This window comes from Bifidobacterium sp. LH_426, assembly GCF_056356875.1.
On record NZ_JBKEVB010000002.1, the window covers coordinates 57,978 to 83,457 of the forward strand.

The following is a 25,480-nucleotide window of genomic DNA, read 5'->3' on the forward strand; positions in this document are numbered from 1 at the left end:
CGGGTAGATGTCTGAGCGGTCTAAAGAGACGGTCTTGAAAACCGTTGAAGGGCAACCTTCCGCGAGTTCGAATCTCGCTCTGCCCGCCGTAACGAAACGGGGCTTCGGGAATGTCCGAAGCCCCGTTTCGCGTATCCGCCGACTTCCTGTCGCCCGTCGCCTATGTCGCCCGTCGCCTATGTCGCCCGTCGCCTATGTCGCCCGTCGCCCCGCGTCTACGTCGCCCCGCACCTACTTCCCCTACTTCGCCGGGCAGGCGAGCTGATAAAGCGCCCAGTCCTTGGCGTGCGGGCCGTATGTGGTGAGGTCGAGGCCGGAGACCGGCTTCAGCGCGCCCGCCTTCACGTAGGCGTCGATCAGCTTCTCGTCGTGGAACTGGTAGAACTGCGCCCGGTAGGTGAACATCTGCAGGCTCGGCGCCTGCGGCCCCATCGTGAGGAAGTACACCGGTTTCCCGGGCGTGACCGAGCATGGCGAGGCGAGCATCGTCGCCGGGTCGCCGGACGCGAAGTCGAGCTCCACCTGCTTGAAGATCGCGCCGTTGAGCGTGTCCTGCGGGTTGTAGACCGGGTACAGCATGTTCGCGTCGAGCAGCGCCGTCGCGTACATCGACCCGTTGAGCGGGTCGGAGATGATGAGCGAGTCGGTGCCGACCTTGTCCACCACGCGGGTGAGCGCGTCGAGCTTGTCGCCGGTCAGCTGTTCGGTCGGGTCGACCTTGTCGAGCCGGGCCGCGTCGGTCAGCGCCGCGCGCATCTCGGTCTTGACCGGGCTGTCCGCCTGGGCGGCGACCATCGCGACGGCCAGCAGCACGGCGCCCGCCGCTGCGACGCCGCGCGTCAGGCGGTTTCGGCGTCGCGTCTTCGCCGCGCCGGAACCGGCCTCGCGCGCGTCGGCGGCCTCGTCTTGCGTACCGGCGTCGGTCGCGGTCGTGTCCGTCGTTTCGGTTTCGGTTCCGGCGCCTGCCGCCGCTCCGTCCGACCCGTCGATTGTGGTCGTATCGGCATCCGGCGCGATGATCGCGGCGGCCACCTTGGCTTCGGCATCGTCCGCATCGTCCGCGCCGATCCACGCGTCGAGCCGCGCGGCGGCGAACGCGATGAGCGGGAGGATGACGTAGGGCAGGAACGTCATCGTGCGCACTTCGTTGCGGTACCAGACCGCGGTGACGATGTTCGGAATCGCGCCGGTGAACGTCGCGCTGCATTCGAAGACGAACAGGACGAACAGGAACGACAGGATCAGCGACAACGCGATTTTGCCGGTGCGACGATCGTCGACGACGACGTGCCCGTGCCCGCGACCGTACCCGCGCCACCAGCGCGCCACCGCGACGCCCGCGACCGCGATCGATCCGATGAGCAGGATCATCATCGCCCAGCCGGCCACGGTCGGCACGTCGAACGAGACCAGTCCGTTCGCCGGATCGCCGGAGACCATGCCGTCGGTGAACGCGTAGGTGAGCGACGTCTTGAGGCTCATGTCCGGCTTGTGCGTGTGGAACCAGCGTTCCGGATGGAAGTACTTGTCCGATTTGATGAACGTGAACGCGTAGACGAAGAACGCGACCGCTCCCACGGCGAGCGCCGCGAACACGCCGGCGATCAGCCTCCACGGCATGCGCACCAGCACGAACGGCAGCATGATGAGGATGTACGTGAAAATCAGCTTCGGCTGCGTGGCCGCGACGAGGAATCCGGCCAGCGCGGTCAGGGCGAGCGTGCGCAGCAGCCGCGCGCGAAGCGCCGCCGGCAGCCGCCGCTTCGCGCCCTTGCCCGCGTTGCCCAGACCGGCGCCGCCCGCGGCAGCCGCCGCCCGTGCCTCGAACACGTCCACCAGTGCATCCAGCAGATGCAGCGTGGCGAGCAGCAGGAAGGGCAGCAGGTTGCTGCCCAATCCGTAGGCGAGCAGCGGCCCCGCGTACAGCATCTGGTACGGGTTCGTGCCGGACGAGACCGCGAGGATCGGCATGACGAGGTTCAACGCGCATCGCGTGCCGAGCGACGCGTCGCGCAGGAAATAGCCGCACAGCAGCGTCATGCCGAGCGGCCACAGGAGCCCCGCGCCGAGGATCCACACGCAGTTCACCGCGACGACGACCGCCAGGTTCCCGGTGAGCGCGGGGATGCCGAGCGCCCCGCCGACCTTCACGATCAGCGCGGCGAGCGTGTGGAACAGCGGCGGGTAGAAGCCGTCATGCGGCTGCAGCGTGAGCAGCACGCTCGGCCCGCGGTTGAGCAGTTTGCGGATGAAGTAGTAGTGCGACGGCGCGTCGATGCCCTGGATCGGCTTGTCCCACACGGCCGTCGGGAACCAGGCGAGCACGATGCAGAACGCGGCGATCACGCCCAGCAGTCCCGCCACGGCCGGCGCCCATCGGATGATGCGGTCGCGTTGGCGGATCCGCTGGTGGATCATCGAAATCTGAGTCATGGAAACCAATCCCCGATCGTCTTTGGAATCGTCGTCTCAATCGCGCAACAGTCTATCGCAGCAACCGCATCACACGCAGCAGCGGCTGGCGCGTGAACCGGTCCACCACCGTCACCACGAGCACGAACGCCGCCGAGAACGCGACGCCGAACGCAATCGCGCCGGCGACGCCCGCGCCGCCGTGCGCGGCGAGCGACGTCATGAACGACGTGCACGCGTCATGCCACAGGCCGTTCATCAGCGATTGCGCGATGTAGAAGCCGAGGATGCCGGACGCGAGGGCGGCCGCGAAACGCACGGCCGGACGCGGCCGCGCCGGACCGTCGCCGTCCGCGCGACCGGCGTCGCGACGCGCGTCGCCGCCGGTCGCCGCCGCCATCAGCGCGAACCATGCGGCGAGGAACGAGACGAGCGACGTCGATTTGAACGACATCGCCATCAGCAGCCCGCGCGCGCCGGTCACGGCGAACGCGGCCTCGAGCGCCGCCGTCACGGCGACGACCACGACCAGCGCGCGCCGCCAGAACCGCGGCGACGGCGCGCGGCCTGCACGCACGTCCATGCCGAGGATGCCGGCGAACAGGAACGTCGCCAGATACGTGACGGCGCTCATCAGCTTGCGCCAGTCGGTCAGTCCGCGGCCGCCCTCCGGCGCGACGAACGCGATGTACGCGTTCAGCGCGAACACGGCCACGAGCGCGAGCGCGGCGAGCGCGTGGCGGGTTCGCGCGTCCATGCGCGCGAACAGCCACGCCGCGGCCGGCGCGACGACGACGAACACGAGATACAGCCAGACGAATTCGAGACCCATGCCCCACCATCCCGCGGTGCCGAAGCCGGCGACCGGCGTGAACAGGTTGATCACGGCGCATATGGCGACGTAGAACAGCACGGACAGGACGATGATCGCGGCACGTCGCGCCGTCGCCGCGGCCTGCGCGCGCAGCGGCTTCGTCGCCGCGGACGGGATGAGATAGAACCCGGAGATCATGTAGAAGATGTGGTTGCCGCATGCGCCGAGCAGCGCGGTCATGCCGAGCACCCACATCGCCGCCGGACTCGCCGCGACCGGCTGCAGTTCCGCCGGCAGCCGGTCGATCGGCGTGGACGCGGCGACCACGGTGAACCACGGCTGGAACGTGTGGAACACGGCGATGCCGACGATTGCGGCGACGCGCAGCATCTCCACGCGCATGTTGCGCATGTTGCGCGCGCGGCGAGGGCGCGGGGATACGGGGGAAGCGGGAGATGCGGGGGATTGCGCGATCCCCCGCGTGGTCATCTGGACGGATTCGTCATCGGTCATTCACACGATTCTACGGTCGGCCGCCCACCGGGTCAGCTCGGTGCGGTTCGACAGCTGGAGCTTGCGCAGCACGGCGCTCATATGCGTCTCCACGGTCTTCACGGAGATGAACAGCTCGGCGGCGACCTCCTTGTACGTGTAGCCGCGCGCAATCAGGCGCATCACGTCCTGTTCGCGGCGGGAGAGGCGGTCGAGCTCCTCGTCGTGCGGAGGGTAGCCGTTCGTGCCGTTCGTGCCGAAGCCCGACCCCGCGGCGTCCATTCCGTCCGCGCCGGCACCGGCGCCGCCGCCGAACCCGCCGGCCGGCCCCGCGCCTTGGAACGCGGACAGCACGAATCCGGCGAGCTTCGGCGAGAACACCGCGTACCCCTCGTGCACCTGCTTGATCGACGAGATGAGGTCCGCGCCGGTGATCGTCTTGGTCACGTAGCCGCGCGCGCCGGCGCGGATCACCGCGCCCACGTCCTGCGGCGCGTCGGACACCGACAGCGCGAGGAACGCCGAGGCGGGGGAGTACGCCTTCGATTTGAGCAGAATCTCCGCGCCTCCGCCGCCCGCGCCGCCCGGCACGTGCACGTCGAGCAGCACCACGTCCGGCTTGGTCCGCGCGATCATCGCGATCGAGCCGTCCACGTCCGCGCCCTGGCCGACGATGTCGAATTCGGTGCGCAGCGTGGCGGTCACGCCCGCGCGGAACATCTCATGGTCGTCGACCACGGCCACGCGGATCCGCGCGCCGCCGCCCGTCGCGTTCGCCTCGCCGCCGCCCGTCGTCGCGTCGTCCTGTCCGGTCATCGTTCCTCCTTCTCCGTCGCGTGCGCGCCGCCGGTCGCGCCGTCGCCTCCCGGCGCGGCCGCGACCGGCATGCGCATGCGCACTTCCGTGCCCCACCCGGGCCGCGACACGATCTCCACTGTACCGCCGCGGCGACGCACGCGACCGACGATCGACTCGCGGATGCCGAGACGGTCCGGTGGGATCGCGTCCACGTCGAAACCGTCGCCATGGTCGCGCACGTACACCTCGACCGCCCGCGCGCCCGCCTCGCAGTAGACGGACACCGGCTCGCCGCCGTGCGTGACCGCGTTGACGAGCGCCTGCCGCGTCGCGTCGAGCAGCGCGTCCGTCGCGGCGCTCGGACGCGCGTCGCCGACGGTCACGACGTCGATCGGACGGCCGTGACCGTCCTCCACCTCGGCGGCGATCGCCTTCACGCCCGCGCTCACCGAACGATCCGACGTGACGCGCTCCTGATACAGCCACGCGCGCAACTCGCGCTCCTGCGCGCGGGCGAGCGTGAACACCATGTCCGGTTCCGCGCTGTGCAGTTGGATGAGGGCGAGCGTCTGCAGCACGCCGTCATGCAGGTGGGCGGTCATGTCGGCGCGCTCCTCCTCGCGCTCCTTCATCGCGCGCTCGGCGGTCAGCGTGCGCAGCGTCGCGCCCGCCCACGGCAGGATCGCGAGCACGACGCCGACGAGCATGAGAAAACCGGCGACGATGATGCGGCGGGGGAACGGTGTGCCCGAATACATGACGGTCGTCACGTACGCCACATAGGCGAGGAAGATGAGGATGAGGCCGACGACCATCGTCGGGATGCGGCCCTGCTTCGCGTCGAACCGCGACCACGCGGCGATGAGCCCGCACGCGGCGAGCAGCAGCGGCATGATGAGGTCGGCGTGGTCCGTACCGCCCAACGCGACGCTCATCGCGACGAGCGCGCTGCCGACGCACGCGACGAGCGTCGGCAGCGGGATGCGGCGGATCGCGGCGGCCACGTTCTCCGTCGAACCGTGCATCGCCTCGGCGGCCGATTCGGCGCGCGTGCGGCCGGTTGCCGTGTCGCGGTTGCCGGCGGCGAGCGGCGCGCTCGCGACCGGCGTGGCCTGCGCCTGGGCGGCCGCCGCGGCCGCGGCGAACGGATCGCCCACGGGGACGAACATCCACAGGAACAGGTAGGCGGCGACGCCCGCGCCCCACAGGAACGTGAGCGCGACGAACGCGAGCCGCACCCAGACGACGGGCACACCCAGATGCAGGGCGACGCCCCGGCAGACGCCGGCGAGCATGCGGCCGCGGGGCGGGCGCATGAGCGGGAGATTCGCCGGGCGCAGGGGCGGGAGATTCGGTGAGGTCATGCTTCCATTGTGCCCGCTTCGGGGTGCGGAATCAGGATTCCTAGCCGGGGTTCAGGGAAGAATCAGGGGTTTCCCCGACGGCCGTGCAAGCGCACGGCTGCTGTAATGGAGGCATGAACGAAAACAACAAGATTCTTTCCAAGGTGTTCGCCTGGTTCCGCGCCTCCGGCGTGGTGCGCGGCGACGACCGCTGGATCGGCGGCGTGTGCAGCGGCATCGCCGCCCGCCTCGGATGGAGCCCGACGCTCGTGCGGGCCCTGATGATCGTCTTCACCTTCCTGTTCGGCTTCGGCATGGCCCTGTACGCGTTCGCGTGGCTGATGCTGCCGGATGCGCGCGACGGGCGCATCCTCGCCGAGGAGCTCGTCGCCGGCAGGTGGGATTGGAACTGTCTGGGCGCGTTCGTGATGCTCGGCGTCACCGTGCTCATCGTCGGCACCGGATGGGTGGCGATCGGCGTCGCTGCCGTCGCACTGTGGGCCATCTGCCAGAGCGGCATGCGCCAGCAGCACGGCTACGGGTACGGCTATCGCAAGGAAGGGCCGAACGGGCCGTACACGCCGGTGCCGCCGCGCGGGTATCCGGGCGGACCTGCGGCCGGTGGCGCGTACCCGGGCGGGCCTGGACCCGCGTATCCGGGAGGATATGCGTACTCCGGCGGTCCCGCGGCCGGTCCCGTCCTCGGTACGGTGAACGGCCAGATGCCTCCCCAAGGCGCGCCGCACGCCCCCTTTCCGGCGGACTCCGGTAGCCCGGTGAATCCGGGGCCGGTGCCGGCGGGTACCGGTCCGGTCTATGCCGCGCCGGCAATGGCCGCTCCCGTCGCGCCTCCCGCGCCTGTTCCGGTCGCTCCCAAGCCGCGCCGCGTGCGCCGCAAGCCGGCCGGGCCGCTGCTCGTCCTGCTCGTCATGGGATTGTCGCTCGTCTCCGGCGCGGCCGTGATGCTCGCCATGGAGCACGGGTACGCCGACAGCCACACCGGCGAGAGCATCGTCAACGCGGTCACGATGATGACCGTGTGGATCTCCGCCGTGTGCATCGCGATGGGCGTGCTGCTCGTCATCCTCGGCGCCGTGGGACGTCGCTCCGGCGGACTCATCCCGCTCGCGCTCATCGCCGGATTCGTCGCCTGCTGCATGATCGTCGCGACCGGCGTCGCCGGCTACTCGACCTACGACATCAACAACGTCCGCAACGGCTACACCGAGGTGCGTCTGGGGGCCGGATTGAGCGCCGGATCCGAGAACGCATACGGGATGGTCGCCGTGCAGGCGCGTCTCGACGAGAACGCCGAGCACGACTACTGGTCCGCCACCAGCGGCCTCAACGCGAACATGAACTACTGGGTCGCCGATTCCAGTCCGCGGAACTTCCGCCGGCTCGAGCAAGGCGTCCACTTCCAAGGCGTCGACTACGACCTGAGCGTCGCGAACATCGACCTGAGCGAATACGGCAACTGGAACTACGGCGGCGGGCAGGTGAACAAGTACAAGGCCGGATGCCCGGCCGGGCAGATCGACCTGTCCGTGCGCAACGCGCACGTGTACGTGACGCTGCCCGACGGCTGCCCGTACGCGTTCGGCTCCGGCGGATTCGTCTTCATGCAGTCCGATTCGATGGGCGGCTACAGCCAGGTCGTGCGCAACAACGGCGCGACGACGCTGGAGGTCCCGTTCCTCGAGCGCATGGCCGGAGTCCGCGACAACCATGACGACAGCATGATGAACTCGGACGGCTACCAGCCGGACAACTACGACTGGCAGGGCAACGGCAAGACCGACGAAAGCTCGTTCCTCATCAACTTCACCTCCGGCGTCTCCGGCAAGGTGACCGTGCGCTACGCCTCCGAGACCGTGCTGCCCAGCTACGCCGACTTCGTCAAGCAGATCTCGAAGGGCGACGTCGCCTCGCTCGACCTCACGACCCGCGAACACTACGCCGTGCAGAACGGCACCACGACCGCCTCCAGCGATAACGGTTCCGGTGCGGCCGGCAAGAAGGAGCATTCCGATGACTGACGACAAGACTCTGGACACGACCACGAACATCCGGACGATGGACACGCAGGCCATGCCCGCGGGGCAGGCCGCCGATGACAAGGGATTCGACGACTCGCGCAACCACTCCCTGCAGGACATCGTCGACACGCAGGCCATGCCCGCGCCCGCCGGCGTCAAGCCGGACGTCGCCCCGCCCACCGAACAGGTCCTCGACAAGCCGATTCCCGCCGTCGACCAGACCGCCGACACCGCAGTCCTCGCCGAGACTGAGGCGACGGCCGGTACCGCGGCGACGGCGAAATCCGATGCGACGGCGAAGGACGACTCGGCCGCGAAGGATGACGCCACGCAGCCGGTCACCACGCCGTTCGTCGACCTCAACACCCCGCTCAGCCGCCTGATGGGCGTCTCCGACGACGAACCGGAACCCGAAACGAAGCCCGGATCGGCCCCGCGGAACGGCACAGCCTCCTCCGCGTCGGCTCGGCAGGATTCCACCTCCGCCGAGCCCTCGGCGGACGACTTCTCCGCGCGGTCCGCCCCGACGGACGCGACGGACCTCCATGCCGACGGCTTCCCGTCGAATGGGGCGGTGCCTGCTGCTGGGGTGACGCCTCCCGTCGGGGCGGTGCCACCCGCATCCGCGACGCTCGCCCCGACCGGGCCGAGCGTGCCGACCATCCTGTTCGGCGTCATCGGCATCCTCGTCGGCGCGTTCGGCGTGCTGCTCGGTCTGCGGCTGCCCGACGTCACCACCTGGATGGTCGCCATCGACCCGCAGACCCTGACCGCCCTGTTCTTCGGCGGCGTCGGCGTGGTCCTCATCCTCGTCGCCATCATCTGGGCCATCGCCAAAGCCGTAACCGGCCGCAACAAGCAGTAGCGCTGGTTTGGCCCCCTCAGTCGCGCTTCGCGCGCCAGCTCCCCCTAAAGGGGGCGCAAGATAGCGAAACGACCCATGGCGCTCGGCTCCTTGCGCCCCCGTCAGGGGGAGCTGTCAGCCGTAGGCTGACTGAGGGGGTCGCCATCCCACCCATGAAGGCGTGTCCTGCGGGGGAGGGAACTAGAGTGACGCACAGTGAAACCGGTGCAATCCGCGCCGGTGCAACCATGAGGTATCGCGGAGCAGCCAGTAGAGGATTAGAGGAAAGGAGCGGGCGATGGACGCGTGGCGCACGGTGGGTCGGATCGCCGGCGTCGCCGTCGTCCTGATCGCCGTCCTCGCCGCGCTCGGCATGCTGATGATGCCGCAGTGGCGGCCCGAACCCTACACCGACCACATCACGGTCGCATCCGCGGACACATCCATCATCGCGAATCCCTCTTCCATCCCCGCCGACAACGTCACCGCCGCCGCGAACTCGGCCGCACCCAACCCATCCCCGTCATCCTTCCTCGCCGACCACCAGGGCGCCTACCGCACGCGCACACGCGAACTCACCATCCACCTGGATGACGGCGACAGCGTGCCCGCCATCCTGCGCGAACCGGTCGACGCGCCCGGCAGGCGACCCGCGTGCCTGTTCATCCACGGCTCCGGCACCGGCACGGCCGACGACTTCGGCGACATCGCCAACGCGATGGCCTCCGCCGGCATCGTCACGCTCGTTCCCGCCAAACGCACCGCCGACTACACGCCGCTCCACCGCGACTACCAGCGATTCGCGCGCGACTACACGACCGCGCTCGACCTGCTCGAACTCATCCCCGGCGTCGACGCCGCGAAAACCGGACTGTACGCCGAATCCGAAGGCACGTGGATCTCCATGCTCATGACGTCGCAACGCCGCGACATTGCCTTCAGCATCCTCGCCTCCGCACCTGTCTACAAAGGCCGCGAACAGATGGCGATGGCCGTGAGCGCCTACGTGCGGCAGGCCGGCGCGCCACAGCCGATCGTCAAGGACGTCGCCAAACTCCTCTCCCTCGACTTCGCGCCGTTCGACCTGCGCTACGCCGACTTCGACGCCGACGCGGTGCGCGGGTCGCTCACCATGCCCGTGCTCGTCGACTACGGCGTCTACGACACCGCCATGCCGATCGAACAGGGCGCGCGCACCATCATCCACGACGCCGCGCGCCACGGCAACCGCAACGTGACCGTCCGCTACTACGCCGCCAACCATCAGATGCGCGCCGGCCGAGGCCTCTTCACCGCCGGCCTCCCGCTCGCCGACGGCTACACGCGCGACCTCGCCGACTGGGTGAACGGCGTCGCGGCGGGAACGCCGGCCGACGGCTGGACCACGCCGCGGATCGCCGGCGCGACACCGCACCAGCAGTACGTCGCGCCGCGCGACACATCGTCCGGCATCATCGGCTCGCTCGGCGTGCTCGTCGCGCTTACCGCCGCCTCGGTGCTCTGCTTCGCGGCCGTCATCGTCATGACGATCGGCTTCGGCTGCTTCGAGATCGCGCGTCGCCGCCGGCTCGCCGCACTGCGCGCGCAAGGCGCGGCGAACGTGGCCGGCGGCCTGCGAGGCAGGTTCCCCGCAATCGGACGGCGACGGGCGAACGAATCGCGCGCGCGTGACGGACGCGACTGGCGTGACGGACGTGACGGCCGCGGAATCCGGGACGGCCGCAGGACGGACGCCGCGCGGTCGTGGCCCGGCACAAGCCGTGCGTACGTGCGCAACGTCGGGTACTCGCGCGCATTGCGGCGGATCCTCGGCTGGGGAATCGCCGCGACGACGCTGACGCTCGTCGCGCTCGCCGCATATCTCTCCTACGTGGGCGTGAGCGCGTTGACCGTGAGCCGCGACTCGACGCTCATGGAGGCCGGATTCATCGCGCTGCGGGTCGGCGGCGTGATCTGCGCCGTGATGTGCGCATGGCTCATCGTGCGGCTGTGGGACGCGTGGCGCGTCCGCCGCGCCTACCTCGCGCACGGCCTCTACCCGACGGCGGGGCTCCACTCCACGTGGCTCGTCGGCCGCTGGCACTGGCTCGCCGCGTTCCTCGCGCTCGCCGGCATGCTGCTCGCGCTCGTCGTCATGGCCTTCTGGGGCCTGTTCACCCCGTGACGCCGGCGGGGCGTCCTTCGGTGCCTCTCGCGTCGCCCCGATTCGGGACGGCTGGCTTGTCTTTGGGGCCGATTGGACGGGATGGACCTGTTTGGACGCGTTCAGGCCGGCTCGGATGCGGCTATCTTCATCGAGAGGGGTACATCTCGCTCCGTCACGAAGGGCAACTGGCTTGAGAGGGGTACCGAGTGTGGTTGTTACGGGGTATTCGTGGCGGAACGACGTTGGTTATTGCCCGGATACGCCATTCGAGATACCCCTCGTAACGCGGATAGGTGTCTGCGGTAGGACGCGTGTACCCCCTGCAACGCAGATAGACCTTTGCGGGGTGATGCCTGGACGCACTGCCGCGCGCTCGCGATGGGTCGGGGCCAGCTGGCTCGCGGTGGGTGATTCATGCCGAGGCCTGCGCGGCCTCCGCCTCGTCGAGGCCCGAGAATCCGCCGAGCCGCACGGTGTGCAGCAGCGTCTCCTCGGTGATGTTCGCGATATGTTCGCCGCCGTCCGCCGCACTGGCCCCCTCTGACGAGGGGGCTGTCGGCGAAGCCGACTGGGGGAGAGACCCCGCCAGGGGCCAGTCACGGCCGCTGTCCGCCGCGCGTCCCGCGATCATCGCCTCGTACAGCGCGAACGTGCGGTCCGAATACGTGCCGAGCTCGCCGCGAAGATACGTCTCGAACGAAGTCGCCATGGGCGTGTCCTCGCTGGTGGTGAGCACGCGCATCGCCTCGCCGAGCCTCGGGTAGCGTGCGCGGAAGTCGCGCGCCCACGCGACCTGCGTCGCGATGACGCGCTCCTGCCGTGCGATGCGCCCCTCGGATAGCCGCGGAATGTACGGTTCGATGTTCCGCGCGTACTCGTCCGGCGCGGTCGAGACCATCATGCGCCCGTATTTCTCGGTGACGAGATTGCGTCCGATGCGGTCCGCCTCGACGAGGTCGTCCGCATAGGATTCGAGCAGCGGCCGGTCCCACGTGAGGAACTGGGCGAGGCGCATCTGGTGGAACACCGGCCAGTTGCCTTGGCATGCGGCGCGTCCGCCCTCGTTGTTCGTGCGTTGGAACTGGTCCCACTCCAATCGCACGATCCGCTCGCGCAGCACGGTGGTTTCGGTGGTGTCGGTTTCGGTGGTGTCGTTCGATTCGCTCATCGCTGATGCTCCTTACAGACCTCACAGACTATGCAGGCATGCGGCGCTGGATTCGATATGCTCCTCGACGTACGGCCGTTGCCATTCGAGGAAGGTCTCATCCGAGCGGGTGAGCCCGTCACGTCTGAGCTCCTTGACGATGGATGCCGCCACCTCCTCGACGAGGCGTTCGATGGACTCGGCCGCCGGCGCGGAGCCCTTGCCGCCTTCGCCGAAGCCCGCGCCGCCGTAGCAGGCGGCGGAAGCGAGACGCATCACCGATTCCAGATTGCCGCACACGTCGCCGAGGCGTGCGAACATGCCGCCGGACAGTTTGCGCAGCGCGGCGAACCGCCACTTGTAGTACGGCAGGTAGCCGGCGACCATCGGCTTGTTGACGAGGAACACGAGCGAAGCGGCCGCATCCACGAACTCGGCGATCGCAAGCCAGGCGGCCGCGCCGTCGCCGCGCTTGAGATTGCGCGGCAGATTGTATTGCCCCGCCTGCGCGATCATGCCGAGCCGCTTGGAAATCAGCGCGAGACGCACGTCCTCCGGCATGTCCTTGAACCCCTGACGTGCCTGCGAGAACGCGCCGAGCGGGTCGGCGAACACCTGGCCGTTCGTCGCGGCGGCGAGCGTCGCCTCGTCGAGCATCAGCCACTCGTGCGGCGCATCGGCCGCCGGGGCCTCGCGGTATCCGGTGATCGACTCGAAGAAATCGCCGATGCGGAACACGCCGTCACGCCGGAACGCGCCCTGCGCGCGCGGCGTGAGCGGCGAGGATTCGGCCGGATTGACCGTCGCGTCGGTGGTGGTGGCATCGTCGATGGTGGCGTTTGCCGTGTCCGTCGGCTCGTCCGCGGCGGCGGACGGACGCACGTAGCCACGGAAGTCGCGGGGGAGCGCATCGTAGTCGGCCTGCAATCGCGCGCCGATCGCCGCGTAGTCGTCGTCGGTGAGCCACAGGCAGAATCGCGGGCCGAAATCGTGGTCGTGCGAATACGTGTCGTCGAAGCCGTAACATTCCGATCCGTGCCCGACGAGACCGGCGGCGATGCGGTCCGCATACTCCGGGTATTTCGCCCGCACCATCGGACGCCCGATCTCCTCCCAGTACGCTTTCGCGAGTTTGAGGCCGGAGATGGGTGATTGCGACTCAGTATGTGGTGTGGTCGACGTTGCGGTTTGCGCCGTGATTGGCGTTGCGGTCGGCGTTGCGGTGGCTGCGTGGTCTCTTCCCCAGTCGCCTCCGGCGACAGCCCCCTCGTCAGAGGGGGCCACATCCCCGCTCCCGCCGGCGGAAGGCAGGGAAGAGGCTCCGTCTTGTTCCGCCTTGGCCCCCTCTGACGAGGGGGCTCCCGGCGTAGCCGGGTGGGGGAGAGACTCCGCCCCCGCCTTCGCCGCGGCCTCGTTGAGGTTCGCTTCGGTGATCCGGTAGTAGTCCGTGTCCGTGCCGTAACATTCCGCGATCACGGCGAGTGCGTGACGGTAGTACGCGACCGCGTCCGCGTACCGTTCCTGCGTGTACCGTACCTGCGCGAGTCCGGCCAGCGCGGACGCGTAGTGCGCCGAATGTTCGAGATGCCCGGCCGCGTAGATCTCCAGCGCCTTCGACGCGTGCCGGTCCGCCTCCTCCAGTTTGTGCTCCTCCAGCAGCACGAGCGCGAGATTCGTGTGTGACGAGGCCACGTCGATGTCCGCGTCCGGGTTCACGCTCGACGATTCGATGATGCGCAGCGCCTCGCGCAGTTCGGCTTCCGCCTTGTCGATGCGGCCGGTCTCGCTGTACAGCATCGACAGATTGTTGTGCAGCGCGGCGAGCCGCCGGTCGGTCGGATCGTAGTTGCGTTCCGCGCATGCCAGCGCCTGCCGGTACAGGTCCTCCGACTGGTCGTAATGTTTCGCGGCGCGCATCGCGGTCGCGCAGTTGATGAGCGTCGTCGCCCACGCTTCGGTGCCTTCGAGCCCCATGTGCAGGGCGAGCTCGATGGCCCGCTGCACAATCCACTGGTTCTCCTCGTGCCGGCCCTGCGACCGGTAGAAGCCCATCGTCTCGTTGAGCACGGTGAGCAGTCCCGCCTCGTCGCCCGCGTTCTCCGCGTCGATTGCCGCCTGTTCGAGGTACGGCCCGGCCTTCTCCGCCGCGTCGTGCGCCGCGAAGATCGCGTCCAGACCCTTGAGGAACCCGTTCACGTCGAACGGACGGGCGGCGGTGTCCTCGTCGCGCGCGTCATCGGATGCGTTGCCGCCTTCGTTCTGTGTGTTCTGCGTGTTCTGTGTGTTCTGCGTGTTGTCCTGCGGTGCGTCGAAATCGTGCGCGTGCTTCGCCGCCATCTGCTCCAGCGCCGCCTCCAGATCCGTGTTCATCGCGGCATTGTCTGCAAACGATTCCATCCCGTCGATCGCGTCGGCGTCCACTGCATCATCGGCCATCGATTTGTTCCCTCCATCGCGAATGTCGTCCATCACTGACTTCCAGCGTACTGTGACCGTTCCCGCCGCACGCTGTGAGTGTCGTTACACCGGGAGATTCCGGGCGGTCTTGCCATCCTACGGCGATACCGTTGCCGTCCTACCGCGATACCGTTGCCGTCTTGCCATGATGCGCCGCCGTGGTGTCCCGTTGTCGGGAAACAAGGCCATTGCTCCCGAATCGGGGACGCAAGAACGGGAAGAGCCCCGTATCTGCGGGGCTCTCCGGGAGATCGTGGTCCGGGCCTTGGAAGGTCCCGGCCAGCGGATTCGATTTCCGATTCAGTTTCGATGGAAACCGAATCACCGAAACCAGTGTCAGCGCTGCTGACGGCGACGCGCGGCGACGGTCACGCCGCCGGCGGTGGCCAGCAGCACGACCACCGCGGCGACGACCGCCACGGACGCGCCGGTGTTGGACAGGCCATTGCCCTTGGCGGTGTTGCCCTTGGCGGCGCCGTTCGCGCCGGTGCCGCCGTTGCCCTTGCCGGGCGTCGGGTTCTGCGGCGTATTGTCGCCTTGGCCGCCTTGGCCGCCCTGGCCACCGGGCTGGCCGCCTTGGCCACCGTTGGCGTGCGCCTTCTTGGCGGCGTCGATCTCGTCCTGCGTGTAGAGCAGCTGCGGGTTCACCGAAGCGACCGCGGTGCCGAACTTCGCCTGCTCATCGGCGGTCAGCGTCTTCGTCACCGTGAACTCGGAGGGCTTCGCCGAGCCGAGCTCGTTGACGCCGAAGTCCACGCCGTTGACGTACAGGCCGAGTGCGAGCGGCTTCGGGCCGTTCGCGTACACCGGCAGGGCGAACGTGAGCTTCGCGGTGTTCCCTTCGACGGACGAGGCCGTCAGCTCCACGCCGGCGGGCGACTCGTCGCCCTTGACGCCCGGATGGGCGCCCAGGTAGTCGATGAGCCCCTGCACGTCGACCGTGCCGGTCAGGCGCGGCGCGCCCTGCGCGGTGAATCCGGTGAACCCGTCGCCGCCGGAAAGCAGGAACGAGTTGGCGGCCACGGTGACCGTGTCGTCGTCCTTGATCGGCTTGCCGTCGACGAACACGTCGGTGACGGTCGCGACCGGCGCCTTGGTGTTCGCGTCGGGCGCGAGCGTGTAGACGAACGTCACGTTCGACGAGATGCCGAGGCGCGTCACGCTGGACTTGCCGTCCTTGATCTGCCACTGCTGGGCGAGCACCGTCTTGAGCTGCTTGCCGGTCAGGTCGACCACGCTGTTGTCGTTGCCGAACGGGAGCATGCTGTACGCCTCCTTGACGGTGATCTGCTTGTTGCCGTCAAGATCGAGGTTGTCGGTGCGCAGGCCGCCCGGGTTAATGAAGCCGATGGTCGCGTTCTTGCCGACTTCCGTCTTCTTCGCGGATTCGAGCGCCGCATCCGCGTTCAGCGTGCCGAGCTGGGTCTCGGCCGACCAGTCGCCCTTCGCGAAGTCCGCGGACTTGTCGATGGTGCCGATGACCTGCTCGCCGGCCGCGGCGGAATCCGCCTGGGCCTGCTTGTAGACCTTCGCGGCCGGACCGTTGTCGTCGCCCTCGAAGCCCTTGGACGGCGCGGTGCCGTCCTTGTTCGTCACGTACGTGACGGCGTACTGCGAGGCGTTCTGCACGGTGACCTTCGCATCCTTGCCGGAGCCGTCGATGTAGAGGTCCTGCGCGGCCGCGTCACGGCCGTAGCTGCCGGCCTCGATGATCGGCGCGCCGGACTTCGTGGTGGCGCCGGACTCGTTGCGATGGCTGTGGCCCGCGTAGACGAGGTCCACGTTCGCGTCGAACCCGTCGCCGTCGGAGGCGAGCGTGTCGCCGTCCTCGTGGACGAGCGCCACGACCGCGTCCGCCTCGCCGTTGGACTCGTCGCCGTCGGACAGCTGGTCGGCGACCTTGTTGACCGCCTGGACCGGGTCGGTCACGGTCACGCCCTGCATGACGCTGGGGGAGACCACGTTCTTGAGGTCGGCGGTGATGGCGCCGACGAACGCGACCTTCTTGCCGTTGATCGTCTTGATCGTGTACGGCTTGAGACGATCGGAGGTGAGCTTGCCGCCGGAGATGTTCGCGGCCACCCAGTCGACGCCGTACTGCGGGTCGGCGATGCGGTCGTTGAAGTCGCCCGTGCCCTTGTCGAGCTCGTGGTTGCCCAGCGCGCTCACGCTCAGACCCCACGCCTTCGCCATCTCAAGGGTCGGCTTGTCCTGGAAGTAGGAGGATTCGAACGGGGAGGCGCCCACGAGGTCGCCGCTGGAGACGAACACGCTGTTGCCCGGGTTGTGGTCGACGGCGAGCTTCTTGTACGCCGCCTCGATCCACTGGCCCGTCTCGATGTGGCCGTGGAAGTCGGTGATGTCGAACACGGTCACCTGCTTGGCGTCCTTGCCCGGCTGGTCGGGCTTGTCGGAACCGGAGCCGCCGTTGCCGTCGGAATCCGGGTGGCCGCCGTTGTCGGCGTACTGTTCGCCGATCACGCTCGGCGCGCTCGCGCCCGGCTCGACCTTGACGACGTCGCCGTTCTCGTTCAGCGTGACCTTCGCGCTCAGTGCGGCGGCCAGGTTGAGGCGCTGCCAGCCGTCGGACGTGGAGTCGAGCGGGTAGCCGCCGTCGATCGCGGTCTTCGTGAGGATCGCCTCACGCTGGTCGCGGTGCAGCTTCGGGTACGCGATCTTCAGCAGGTCGGCGGAGCCTTCCGGTGCCTTGAACTCGGTGCCGGCGGTGGTCTTCGCGAAGCCGTAGGTCAGTCGGTTCGTGTAGACACGCAGCGCGGAGGCGCGGTCGGTGACCGGCTCCTTGCTCACCACGTCGACGAACGCGTTCGTGTAGCCGTTCGAGGCGTTCGCGCCGAGGTTGCCGACGCACTCACTCACGGTCGCGTAGTCGGAGTCCTGCTTGGTGGCGTGTCCGTCCGCCACGCACTTGGCGGCGAGATACGACTGCAGCTGGTCGGAGGCCGGCTTCACGTACTTGTCGTAGTAGGTGCTCCAGTAGTAGCCGTTCGCGACCTCGCCGTCGATGCGGCCGCCCATGATGTCGAGCGGGTAGTGCACGCCGAGCACGATGCGGTTGTTGCCCGCCTCGGACGTGCGGGCGAGGATCTCAGGCGCGAGCTGCGGGAACATGCCGGCCAGCGCGACGCCCCACGAGTAGGCGCCGGTCGTGTGGCCGGACGGGAACGAGCCGGATCCGGCGAGGCCGTCGTATTCGGCGGAGTGCGTGTCGCCCTGCGCGTCGGTCCAGTCGGGCACGCGCTTGATGCCGGCGGAGATGTCGGTGATCTCGTTCCTGCCGCCGTCGGTGCGGTCCTCGAACGGACGCGGGTGCTGGAAATGCTTCTTCGCGGTCGAGGTGGAGATCGTGTCGTACTTGAAGATGTCGGACACCTTGTTCAGGCTGCCGTCGGCGAGTCCGTCGGAGAAGTACTTGCCGAGGACCGGTCCGAGCGAGTCGGGCAGCGTCTCGGCGGCGCTCATGTCGGCGTCGACGAGCGCGCGCTGCTGCTGCGGCGTAGCGGTCTTGCCGTCGCCGCCTTCCGCCGCCGCGTTGTTGATCTTCTGGACGAAATCGTCGTCGTGGTCGAGCACGGTCTTGTTCAGGACCTTGCCGCCGGCGTTTTCGGTGGCCGGCTGCCAGTATGCATCGTATTCGCCGAGCAGCTGGACGAGATTCGGCTTGACGGCGGCGCGCGTGGCACCGTCGGAGTAGACGGTCGCGTCGTCGCCGGCTGCGGCGGCGTCGTAGCGGCCTTCGCTGGTGGCCGCGTACTTCGCGGCGTCGAACGCGGCCGTCGCGCCGGCGACGTCGCTCGCGTTCGTCGCGGTCTCGCCCGCGGCGGCGGTCGCGACGCCGACGCCGGACAGCGTCGCCGCGGCGACCATCGCGGCGAACAGTCTCGTCGCGATATGCGTGTTCCTCTTCACTTGCTTCACTATGATGATTCCCTTCGTCATGTCCGTCGGGTTCCGTGCGGTCATGGAGCCCGATTCATCCGGACACGGCCCACGCTACGGCCGCGACATGGCCGGGGTGGGCGACGGGGAAGAACGGGAGGTGAACTTCCGTGAAGTGTGAGCAAGCGCACGCCGTCCACGCGCGGTGCGCGGGCGGCGTGACGTGTGTGAGTGGCGTGCGCGACGGCCGCTCTCACACGTGGACTTCGCGCAGACGGTGGATGGCGTCGGTGTCGGTCTCGTAGCGCCACGAGTAGATGGCGAGCAGGGCGACGCCGAGGATGCCGAGCGGCAGGCCGGCGAGACCGGTGAACCGGTAGTTCATCGCCAACGCGTTGAGCGTCATGCCGCCGACCGCGGAACCGACGGCGTTGCCGAAGTTGAACGCGATCTGCGCGGCGGCGCCGGCGATGAGCTCGCCGCCGCCCTGACCGGCTTCGGCCATGAGCAGCAGCTGGGGCGCGTTGACGAAGAACAGGCCGAACGCGATCCAGAAGGTGAGGATGGTGGTCGAGACGTGGTTGCCCGGCACGACGAGCACCATGAGCAGACCGAGGCAGGAGACCGACTGGCCGAGCGCGGCGGTGCCGGCGTGACGCCAGTGGTCGGTGACCCATCCGCCGGCCAGTCCGCCGAGGACCATGCCGAAACCGGCGAGCATCATGAACATCGGGACCAGGGAGGACTGCCAGCCGCCGGACTTCTGCAGCCACGGGGAGACATAGCTCCACCAGCAGAACACGCCCGCGTTGCCGGTGAAGATGGCCGCGATGATGAACCACGGGCCGGGCTTGGCGAGGAAGCGGAACTGCCCCTTGATGCCGGTGTCCTTGACCGGTGCGACGGCCGGGACCCAGGCGGCCACGAGGACGACCGTCATCGCGGCCCATGCGGCGAGGAAGCCGAACGTGAGACGCCACGAGAGGAATTCGGCCAGCAGCGTGCCGGCTGGCACGCCGAGCATGTTCGCGATGGTCTGTCCGGCCACCATCAGCGAGACGGATTGCGCCTCCTTGCCCTTGTCGGCCAGCGTCTTGGCGACGAATGTGGCGGTGCCGAAGAACGCGCCGTGCGGGAGCCCTGCGATGAAGCGCGTGACGAGCAGCATGGGCGCGTTGACGGCGAACGCGGAGAGCAGGTTGCCGGCGAACGCGATGACCATGAACAGGATGATGAGCCGCTTCGGCGGGGTCTTGCGGCCGACGACGAGCATCAGCGTGCCGAAGCACACGCCGAGCGCGTAGGAGGAGATGTAGTGGCCGGCGGTCGGGATATCCACGTTGGTGGCGGCCGCGGCCTGCGGCAGGATGCCCATCATCACGAATTCGGCGGCGCCGAGGATGAACGACCCGGCTGCCAGCGCGAGCAGACTTCTCTTCATGATTCCCCTTGGTGTACGAATAAGTTTGATAAACACGTTTTCTGAATACGTTTGCATCAAACGTTATACGCAACGCTACTCCTCACCCCATACCGGATTTGCGTATTTGGAGCGGCGGGCCTTCGGGGGCAGTGACAGTCAGGGAGGGAACCATGGCCAAAGAGAATAAAAAAGGAACCGCTGATTTCTCAGCGGTTCCTCAGTTGTCGGGCTGGCGGGATTTGAACCCGCGGCCTCTTCGTCCCGAACGAAGCGCGCTACCAAGCTGCGCTACAGCCCGTTTGGCAACGGGTGATATATTACATGTTTGGGCGAGCGATGCAAACGTCGGCGTGTCGCGCCGTTTTCCGCGCTTTTCCCTGCGCCCCCTCAGGGGGGAGCTGGCGCGCGGAGCGCGACTGAGGGGGTGATTCCGTGCGACCCCGTCGCACCCGCCCCATCCATTCATCCCCCTGCTCCCCGCCGTGTATCGCCTTCTCGCTAGACTGTGTGCCTATGTGTGAAACCCAAGAATCCCAAGCAAACGAGGACGAGAACGTCGAGAACGCCGTCCCCCAGATGACCACGGTGGAACGCGCGGAGATGCTGCTCAAGCAGGATGAGACCATCCGCGAGAAGATCAAGGGCGGCGCCACCCTGGACGAGGCCGTCGACCCGTCCAACAAGGAGTTCGGTCCGCTGGCCCACCCCGAGCAGGTGCAGATGCGCGTCGCCAAGCGCGCGATGATGCTCGAGTCCGGCGTCAACCCGTACCCGGTCCACCTCGATGTGACCGACACCATCGAATCCGTGCGCGCCAAGTACGACGGCAAGCTCGAACCCGGCCAGGAGACCGAGGACATGGTGGGCATCGCCGGCCGCGTCCTGTTCATCCGCAACGCGGGCGGCCTCAACTTCGTGCAGCTGTCCGCCGGCGACGGCACGAAGATCCAGGGCATGATCTCCAAGAAGGAGATCGGCGCCGATTCCCTCAAGCAGTTCAAGCAGCTCGTCGACCTCGGCGACCACCTGTACTTGAAGGGCCGCGTCATCTCCTCGAAGACCGGCGAGCTCTCCGTCTTCGCCACCGAGTGGGCGATCGCCGCCAAGGCGCTCCAGCCGCTGCCCGCCCTCCACAAGGAGCTCAACGAGGACACCCGCACCCGCAAGCCGTACATCGGCATGATCGCGGACGAGAAGATCCGCAACATGGTGCGCAACCGTTCCAAGGCGGTCGCCTCGCTGCGCCACACGTTCGCGAACCACGACTTCATCGAGGTCGAGACCCCGATGCTGCAGACCGTGCACGGCGGCGCCGCGGCCCGCCCGTTCACCACGCACATGAACGCGTTCGACCTGGACCTCTACCTCCGCATCGCGCCGGAACTGTTCCTCAAGCGCTGCCTCGTCGGCGGCATCGACCGCGTGTTCGAGATCAACCGCGACTTCCGCAACGAGGGCGTCGACGCCACGCACGCTCCCGAGTTCACGATGGTCGAGGCCTACCAGGCGTACGGCACGTACAACACGATCGGCCAGCTCGTCAAGGAGCTCGTGCAGAAGACCGCGATGGACGTGTACGGTTCGCACAAGGTGACGCTGCTCGACGGCACCGAATACGACTTCGGCGGCGAATGGCGCACGATCAGCATGTACGACTCCCTGTCCGAGGCGCTCGGCGAGGAGATCGTCCCGAACGGCGGCCCCGAGCATCCGGGCACCTCCGTCGAACATCTCGGCGCCATCGCCGACAAGCTCGGCGTCGAGCGCGACGAGGTCGAGAACCACGGCAAGCTCGTCGAGCACCTGTGGGAGCACTTCTACGAGGACAAGCTCTACGAGCCGACCTTCGTGCGCGACTTCCCGGTCGAGACCTCCCCGCTCGTCAAGGGCCACCGCTCCAAGCCGGGCGTGGTCGAGAAGTGGGACCTCTACGTGCGCGGCTTCGAGCTGGCCACCGGCTACTCCGAGCTCAACGACCCGATCGTGCAGCGCGAGCGTTTCGTCGCCCAGGCGAAGGACGCGCTCGCCGGCGACGAGGAGGCGTGCGACATCGACGAGGACTTCCTCGAGGCGCTCGGCGTCGGCATGCCGCCGGCCGGCGGCATGGGCATGGGCATCGACCGACTGCTCATCGCCCTGACCGGCGCGACGATCCGCGAGACCATCACCTTCCCGCTCGTCAAGCCCCTCGTCGCCTGATAGCATCACTTTCGGCCCCCTCGTCAGAGGGGGCCAATTCATAGATGGAGGAAACATCATGAATCGGGAATCATCGAACAGCGCGCACGCGTCACTGCGCCTCTGGCTGTCCGGTATCCGTCCGAAGACGCTGCCCGCGTCAATCGCGCCGGTGCTGGTCGGCGCGGCCTGCGCGTGGCAGATGCTCGGTTCGTCCGCCCGCAGCTGCATCTCGACCGACGAGGGCGTCTGGGCCGATATGGAGATGGCCAAAGGCCCGTGCTTCGACCCTTGGTACGCCTACGACGATGCGCTCGTCCGGTTCATCGGCATGACGCTGCTGTGCGTCGGCGTCGCCCTGTTCCTCCAGATCGCCGTCAATTTCGCGAACGACTACTCCGACGGCGTCCGCGGCACGGACGCGTCGCGCGGCGGCAGTGAGGCGGCGAGCGGCAAGCCGCGCCGCCTCGTCGCGTCCGGTCTGGTGCCGCCGAGACGCGTGCTCGCCGCGGCTGGCTGCGCCGCCGCGCTCGCCTGCGTGTGCGGTCTCGCCGTCGCCGTGTTGTCCGGGCAGTACTGTCTGATCGGCGTCGGCGCGTTGTGCGTCATCGCCGGGTGGTTCTATACCGGCGGCCGTCACCCTTACGGGTACGCGGGACTCGGCGAGCCGTTCGTGTTCGTGTTCTTCGGCCTCGTCGCCACGCTCGGCACGCAATTCGCGGTCGCGTGGAGTTTCGACGGTTTCGGCATGCCCGGCACGTGGCGGATCGCGTTCGAGACGCCGCTCACGGTGCCCGGTCCGATGGCCGCCGCCGGCTGGACCGTGGGTGCGATGCTGTGGACCGGCGACTACGGCGTCGACGGGACGGGGATCACCGCCGCCGTCTGCTGCGGCGTCAACGCGATGATGTTGCTCATGGTCAACAATCTGCGTGACATCGACGATGACCGCGTGCACGGCAAACGCACGTTGGCCGTGCGATTGGGTGCGAGGGGCGCGAGGATTCTGCTCGTCGTATGCGCGGCGGGGGAGTGGATCCTGTCGATGATCCTGTATCTGGGCCCGTGCATCGGCGCCTCCGACTGGGTGTCGTACGTTGCGACCGGGCATATCGGGCGTATGCGGGGGTTGGGATTGCTGTTCCTGACGGTCGTGGCCGTACTGGGGGCGGCGTTCCTCGCCGGCGTGGTGACGAACGTGTTCCGTGGCCGGTACGGCGCCGCGCTGCGGTTCGCCGGCATCAACGCGCTCTGGTTCGCCGTCGCGTTCGCCCTGCTCATGTTCCCCGCCGCCATCGCTCCCGACGGGAGCATCACCGCCGTCACCTGATCGGTGGGCCTTCGTATCCGTTACCCCCTCAGTCCGGCAAAGCCGGACAGCTCCCCCTGAAAGGGGGAGCAGAAAAAGGTCCGCGTTCGCGGGGTCCTCTCTCTTGCGCCCCCTTCAGGGGGAGCTGGCGGCCGGAGGCCGACTGAGGGGGTGTCCGCCCGACCATCCGCGCGATTGTTTACCCAAACGTTGCCGAGAAACGTGGGATTATTGTTCGTGTCTGGGCCGGACTGGCGGTAGACTGGCCGTATGTCTTACAAACTGGTACTGCTCCGTCACGGACAGAGCGCATGGAACAAAACCAATCAGTTCACCGGCTGGGTCGACGTCCCGCTGACCGAGCAGGGTGAAGCCGAAGCCAAGCGTGGCGGCGAGCTGCTCAAGGAGAAGAACGTCCTCCCGGACATCGTGTTCACCTCCCTGCTGCGTCGCGCCATCAACACCGCCAACATCGCGCTGGACGCCGCGGATCGCCTGTGGATCCCGGTCGAGCGCAACTGGCGTCTCAACGAGCGTCACTACGGCGCTCTGCAGGGCAAGAACAAGACGGAGATCCGTCAGGAGTACGGCGACGAGAAGTTCATGCTGTGGCGCCGCTCCTACGCGACCCCGCCGCCCGAGATCGATCCGAACGACGAGTACGCGCAGAACCACGATCCGCGCTACACCGGCGATCCGGTTCCGGAAGCCGAGTGCCTGGCCGATGTCGTCAAGCGCGTCGAGCCGTACTTCAAGTCCGCCATCGAGCCTGAGCTCAAGGCCGGCAAGACCGTCCTGATCGCCGCCCACGGCAACTCGCTGCGTGCCATCGTCAAGATGCTCGACAACCTGTCCGAGGAGGAGATCGCCAAGGTCAACATCCCGACCGCCATCCCGCTGCTGTACGAGCTGGACGAGGACTTCAAGCCGATCAAGCCGCGTGGCGAGTACCTGGACCCGGAGGCCGCCGCCGCCGGTGCCGCCGCCGTCGCCGCCCAGGGCCAGAAGTGAGCCCGACGATTCGTCACTGAATCACGGTAACGAGAGGGGACGCTCCGAGAAGGAGCGTCCCCTCTTCGCGTATGGGGAGATACCCCCTCAGTCGCGCTTCGCGCGCCAGCTCCCCCTGAAAGGGGGCGCATATGACGTGGCCTGCGCCCCCTTTCAGGGGGAGCTGTCCGGCTTCGCCGGACTGAGGGGGTGCTGAACCAGCCATCCGCATATAACAAAACGACGCAAGACCAATCAAGGCCATTGCGCCGTTCCGGGTCCTCCCTAGGGAGGAAATTCGTTATCCGTCCGGACAGCCGGACGGAACCTTACTCGATCGAGCCTTCCTCGTCACGGCTCGGCTCCTTCGACGGATCGAAACCGGAGACGATGAACACGACGCGACGCGCGGCCGAGACCGCGTGGTCGCCGAGGCGCTCGAGGAAGCGGCCGAGCAGCACGACGTCGATGAGCTGCTGACGGCTGATCTCCACGCTTTCGTCAAGCGCGAACTCGAAAGTCTTGTGGTGCAGGGCGTCGAGCTTGTCATCGTTGGCGATGATGCGCTCGGCGGTCTTGGCGTCGCGGTCGGCGAGCATGCTCACCACGTCGTCGGAGGTCTCGTCCAGGAAGTCCTGCATCTGCTGGAACGTCTCCTTCGCGCCTTCCGGCAGCGCGGAGGCGGGGTAGGCGCGGCGCGCGGTCTCGGCCACGTGCTTGGCGAGATCGCCCATGCGCTCGAACGTGGTGGCCAGACGCATCGTGGAGACCACGACGCGCAGATCGGTGGCGACCGGGTTCTGCTTGGCCAGCAGCTTCACGCACTGGTCGACGACGCTCTCCTCGAGGGCGTCCAGCTCGATGTCACCGTCGATCACGGTCTGGGCGGCCTCCACGTCCTGCTTGAGCAGGGCGTCGCCGGCGCCGCGGATGGACTTGCGCACACCCTGCGCCATGCGGTCAAGGTCGTCGGCCACGGCCTTGAGCTCTTCATTAAAGATAACGCGCATTGTCTTCAGCCTTTCATCTTTCTTCGGCCATGGACGGGCGACGGTCAGGCGTAGCCCGTACCTCACGGCAACCTCTCCCATTTTATGCGAGTACTCCCGCTTTCGCGACAACGTAGCGCAATCGCCATCTGCTGTTGGCTGCATGTTCACCACTACGTTCACCGGATATTCAACTACACGG

At 67.9% G+C, this 25,480-nt stretch carries 15 protein-coding genes and 2 tRNA genes; 7 read left to right on the forward strand and 10 right to left on the reverse strand.

All coding sequences use genetic code 11. From position 1 onward, the window contains the following. The first annotated feature begins 1 nt into the window (after position 1). Positions 2-86, forward strand: a tRNA-Ser gene (locus tag AC1AYD_RS02605). Positions 87-240: 154 nt separating this feature from the next. Here the strand turns inward: AC1AYD_RS02605 and AC1AYD_RS02610 are convergent. From AC1AYD_RS02610 to AC1AYD_RS02625, 4 genes are all read right to left on the reverse strand, one after another. Beyond that, the gene (locus AC1AYD_RS02610) at positions 241-2,433 is read right to left on the reverse strand and encodes a DUF6541 family protein (RefSeq protein WP_476544646.1); all 2,193 of its coding nucleotides are present in this window, start codon (positions 2,431-2,433) and stop codon (positions 241-243) included. A 52-nt stretch (positions 2,434-2,485) separates the two neighbouring features. After that, on the reverse strand, positions 2,486-3,739 hold the full coding sequence (locus AC1AYD_RS02615) for an acyltransferase family protein (protein ID WP_476544647.1): 1,254 nt from the start codon (positions 3,737-3,739) through the stop codon (positions 2,486-2,488). Further along, positions 3,740-4,438 (reverse strand): LuxR C-terminal-related transcriptional regulator, encoded by a 699-nt coding sequence (locus AC1AYD_RS02620; RefSeq protein ID WP_476544693.1) that lies wholly within the window; start codon positions 4,436-4,438, stop codon positions 3,740-3,742. It lies immediately after the preceding gene. Between the two features lie 92 nt (positions 4,439-4,530). Further along, the gene (locus AC1AYD_RS02625; protein WP_476544648.1) at positions 4,531-5,880 is read right to left on the reverse strand and encodes an ATP-binding protein; all 1,350 of its coding nucleotides are present in this window, start codon (positions 5,878-5,880) and stop codon (positions 4,531-4,533) included. Positions 5,881-5,993: 113 nt separating this feature from the next. Between AC1AYD_RS02625 and AC1AYD_RS02630 the strand changes: the two genes are divergently transcribed. From AC1AYD_RS02630 to AC1AYD_RS02640, 3 genes are all read left to right on the forward strand, one after another. Next, positions 5,994-7,898, forward strand: coding sequence for a PspC domain-containing protein (locus tag AC1AYD_RS02630; RefSeq protein ID WP_476544649.1), 1,905 nt, complete (start codon positions 5,994-5,996; stop codon positions 7,896-7,898). Then, entirely contained in the window at positions 7,891-8,763 is an 873-nt protein-coding gene (locus tag AC1AYD_RS02635; protein ID WP_476544650.1) for a hypothetical protein, read from the forward strand. Before AC1AYD_RS02630 ends, AC1AYD_RS02635 begins: the two co-directional genes overlap by 8 nt. Before the next feature lie 277 nt (positions 8,764-9,040). Then, positions 9,041-10,906 carry an alpha/beta hydrolase family protein gene (locus AC1AYD_RS02640; RefSeq protein ID WP_476544651.1) on the forward strand — a complete coding sequence of 622 codons (1,866 nt, stop codon included), beginning with the start codon at positions 9,041-9,043 and terminating at the stop codon, positions 10,904-10,906. Between the two features lie 394 nt (positions 10,907-11,300). Here the strand turns inward: AC1AYD_RS02640 and AC1AYD_RS02645 are convergent, their stop codons facing one another. From AC1AYD_RS02645 to AC1AYD_RS02665, 5 genes are all read right to left on the reverse strand, one after another. Continuing rightward, positions 11,301-12,056 carry a DUF4125 family protein gene (locus AC1AYD_RS02645; RefSeq protein WP_476544652.1) on the reverse strand — a complete coding sequence of 252 codons (756 nt, stop codon included), beginning with the start codon at positions 12,054-12,056 and terminating at the stop codon, positions 11,301-11,303. Positions 12,057-12,077: 21 nt separating this feature from the next. Continuing rightward, on the reverse strand, positions 12,078-14,405 hold the full coding sequence (locus tag AC1AYD_RS02650; RefSeq protein WP_476544694.1) for a DUF4037 domain-containing protein: 2,328 nt from the start codon (positions 14,403-14,405) through the stop codon (positions 12,078-12,080). 423 nt (positions 14,406-14,828) lie between these two features. Further along, a complete protein-coding gene (locus tag AC1AYD_RS02655) occupies positions 14,829-18,473 on the reverse strand; it encodes a 5'-nucleotidase C-terminal domain-containing protein (protein WP_476544653.1) in 3,645 nt (1,214 codons plus the stop codon). Positions 18,474-18,642: 169 nt separating this feature from the next. After that, positions 18,643-19,830, reverse strand: coding sequence for an MFS transporter (locus tag AC1AYD_RS02660; protein WP_476544654.1), 1,188 nt, complete (start codon positions 19,828-19,830; stop codon positions 18,643-18,645). 206 nt (positions 19,831-20,036) lie between these two features. Next, positions 20,037-20,110: transfer RNA gene (locus AC1AYD_RS02665), tRNA-Pro, on the reverse strand. Positions 20,111-20,325: 215 nt separating this feature from the next. On the opposite strand from AC1AYD_RS02665, the gene lysS reads away from it, so the two are divergent. The 3 genes from lysS (at position 20,326) to AC1AYD_RS02680 (ending at position 24,310) form a co-directional block, all read left to right on the forward strand. Further along, on the forward strand, positions 20,326-22,011 hold the full coding sequence (gene lysS / locus AC1AYD_RS02670; protein WP_476503087.1) for a lysine--tRNA ligase: 1,686 nt from the start codon (positions 20,326-20,328) through the stop codon (positions 22,009-22,011). A 244-nt stretch (positions 22,012-22,255) separates the two neighbouring features. After that, positions 22,256-23,320, forward strand: coding sequence for a 1,4-dihydroxy-2-naphthoate octaprenyltransferase (gene menA / locus AC1AYD_RS02675; protein WP_476544695.1), 1,065 nt, complete (start codon positions 22,256-22,258; stop codon positions 23,318-23,320). 249 nt (positions 23,321-23,569) lie between these two features. Further along, positions 23,570-24,310 carry a phosphoglyceromutase gene (locus AC1AYD_RS02680; protein WP_034525883.1) on the forward strand — a complete coding sequence of 247 codons (741 nt, stop codon included), beginning with the start codon at positions 23,570-23,572 and terminating at the stop codon, positions 24,308-24,310. A gap of 308 nt (positions 24,311-24,618) precedes the next feature. On the opposite strand, the gene phoU is transcribed toward AC1AYD_RS02680, so the two are convergent. Beyond that, a complete protein-coding gene (gene phoU, locus AC1AYD_RS02685) occupies positions 24,619-25,299 on the reverse strand; it encodes a phosphate signaling complex protein PhoU (protein WP_034525951.1) in 681 nt (226 codons plus the stop codon). Positions 25,300-25,480: the final 181 nt, after the last annotated feature.

Excerpts from the sequence above, each read along its gene's own strand:
- AC1AYD_RS02635 (WP_476544650.1), top strand. The coding sequence starts at position 7,891 with ATGACTGACGACAAGACTCTGGACACGACCACGAACATCCGGACGATG.
- AC1AYD_RS02615 (WP_476544647.1), bottom strand. The coding sequence starts at position 3,739 with ATGACCGATGACGAATCCGTCCAGATGACCACGCGGGGGATCGCGCAA.
- AC1AYD_RS02640 (WP_476544651.1), top strand. The coding sequence starts at position 9,041 with ATGGACGCGTGGCGCACGGTGGGTCGGATCGCCGGCGTCGCCGTCGTC.
- AC1AYD_RS02645 (WP_476544652.1), bottom strand. The coding sequence starts at position 12,056 with ATGAGCGAATCGAACGACACCACCGAAACCGACACCACCGAAACCACC.
- AC1AYD_RS02680 (WP_034525883.1), top strand. The coding sequence starts at position 23,570 with ATGTCTTACAAACTGGTACTGCTCCGTCACGGACAGAGCGCATGGAAC.
- menA (WP_476544695.1), top strand. The coding sequence starts at position 22,256 with ATGGCCAAAGGCCCGTGCTTCGACCCTTGGTACGCCTACGACGATGCG.
- lysS (WP_476503087.1), top strand. The coding sequence starts at position 20,326 with ATGTGTGAAACCCAAGAATCCCAAGCAAACGAGGACGAGAACGTCGAG.
- AC1AYD_RS02650 (WP_476544694.1), bottom strand. The coding sequence starts at position 14,405 with ATGAACACGGATCTGGAGGCGGCGCTGGAGCAGATGGCGGCGAAGCAC.
- AC1AYD_RS02630 (WP_476544649.1), top strand. The coding sequence starts at position 5,994 with ATGAACGAAAACAACAAGATTCTTTCCAAGGTGTTCGCCTGGTTCCGC.
- AC1AYD_RS02620 (WP_476544693.1), bottom strand. The coding sequence starts at position 4,438 with ATGTTCCGCGCGGGCGTGACCGCCACGCTGCGCACCGAATTCGACATC.
- AC1AYD_RS02655 (WP_476544653.1), bottom strand. The coding sequence starts at position 18,473 with ATGACCGCACGGAACCCGACGGACATGACGAAGGGAATCATCATAGTG.
- phoU (WP_034525951.1), bottom strand. The coding sequence starts at position 25,299 with ATGCGCGTTATCTTTAATGAAGAGCTCAAGGCCGTGGCCGACGACCTT.
- AC1AYD_RS02660 (WP_476544654.1), bottom strand. The coding sequence starts at position 19,830 with ATGAAGAGAAGTCTGCTCGCGCTGGCAGCCGGGTCGTTCATCCTCGGC.
- AC1AYD_RS02610 (WP_476544646.1), bottom strand. The coding sequence starts at position 2,433 with ATGACTCAGATTTCGATGATCCACCAGCGGATCCGCCAACGCGACCGC.
- AC1AYD_RS02625 (WP_476544648.1), bottom strand. The coding sequence starts at position 5,880 with ATGACCTCACCGAATCTCCCGCCCCTGCGCCCGGCGAATCTCCCGCTC.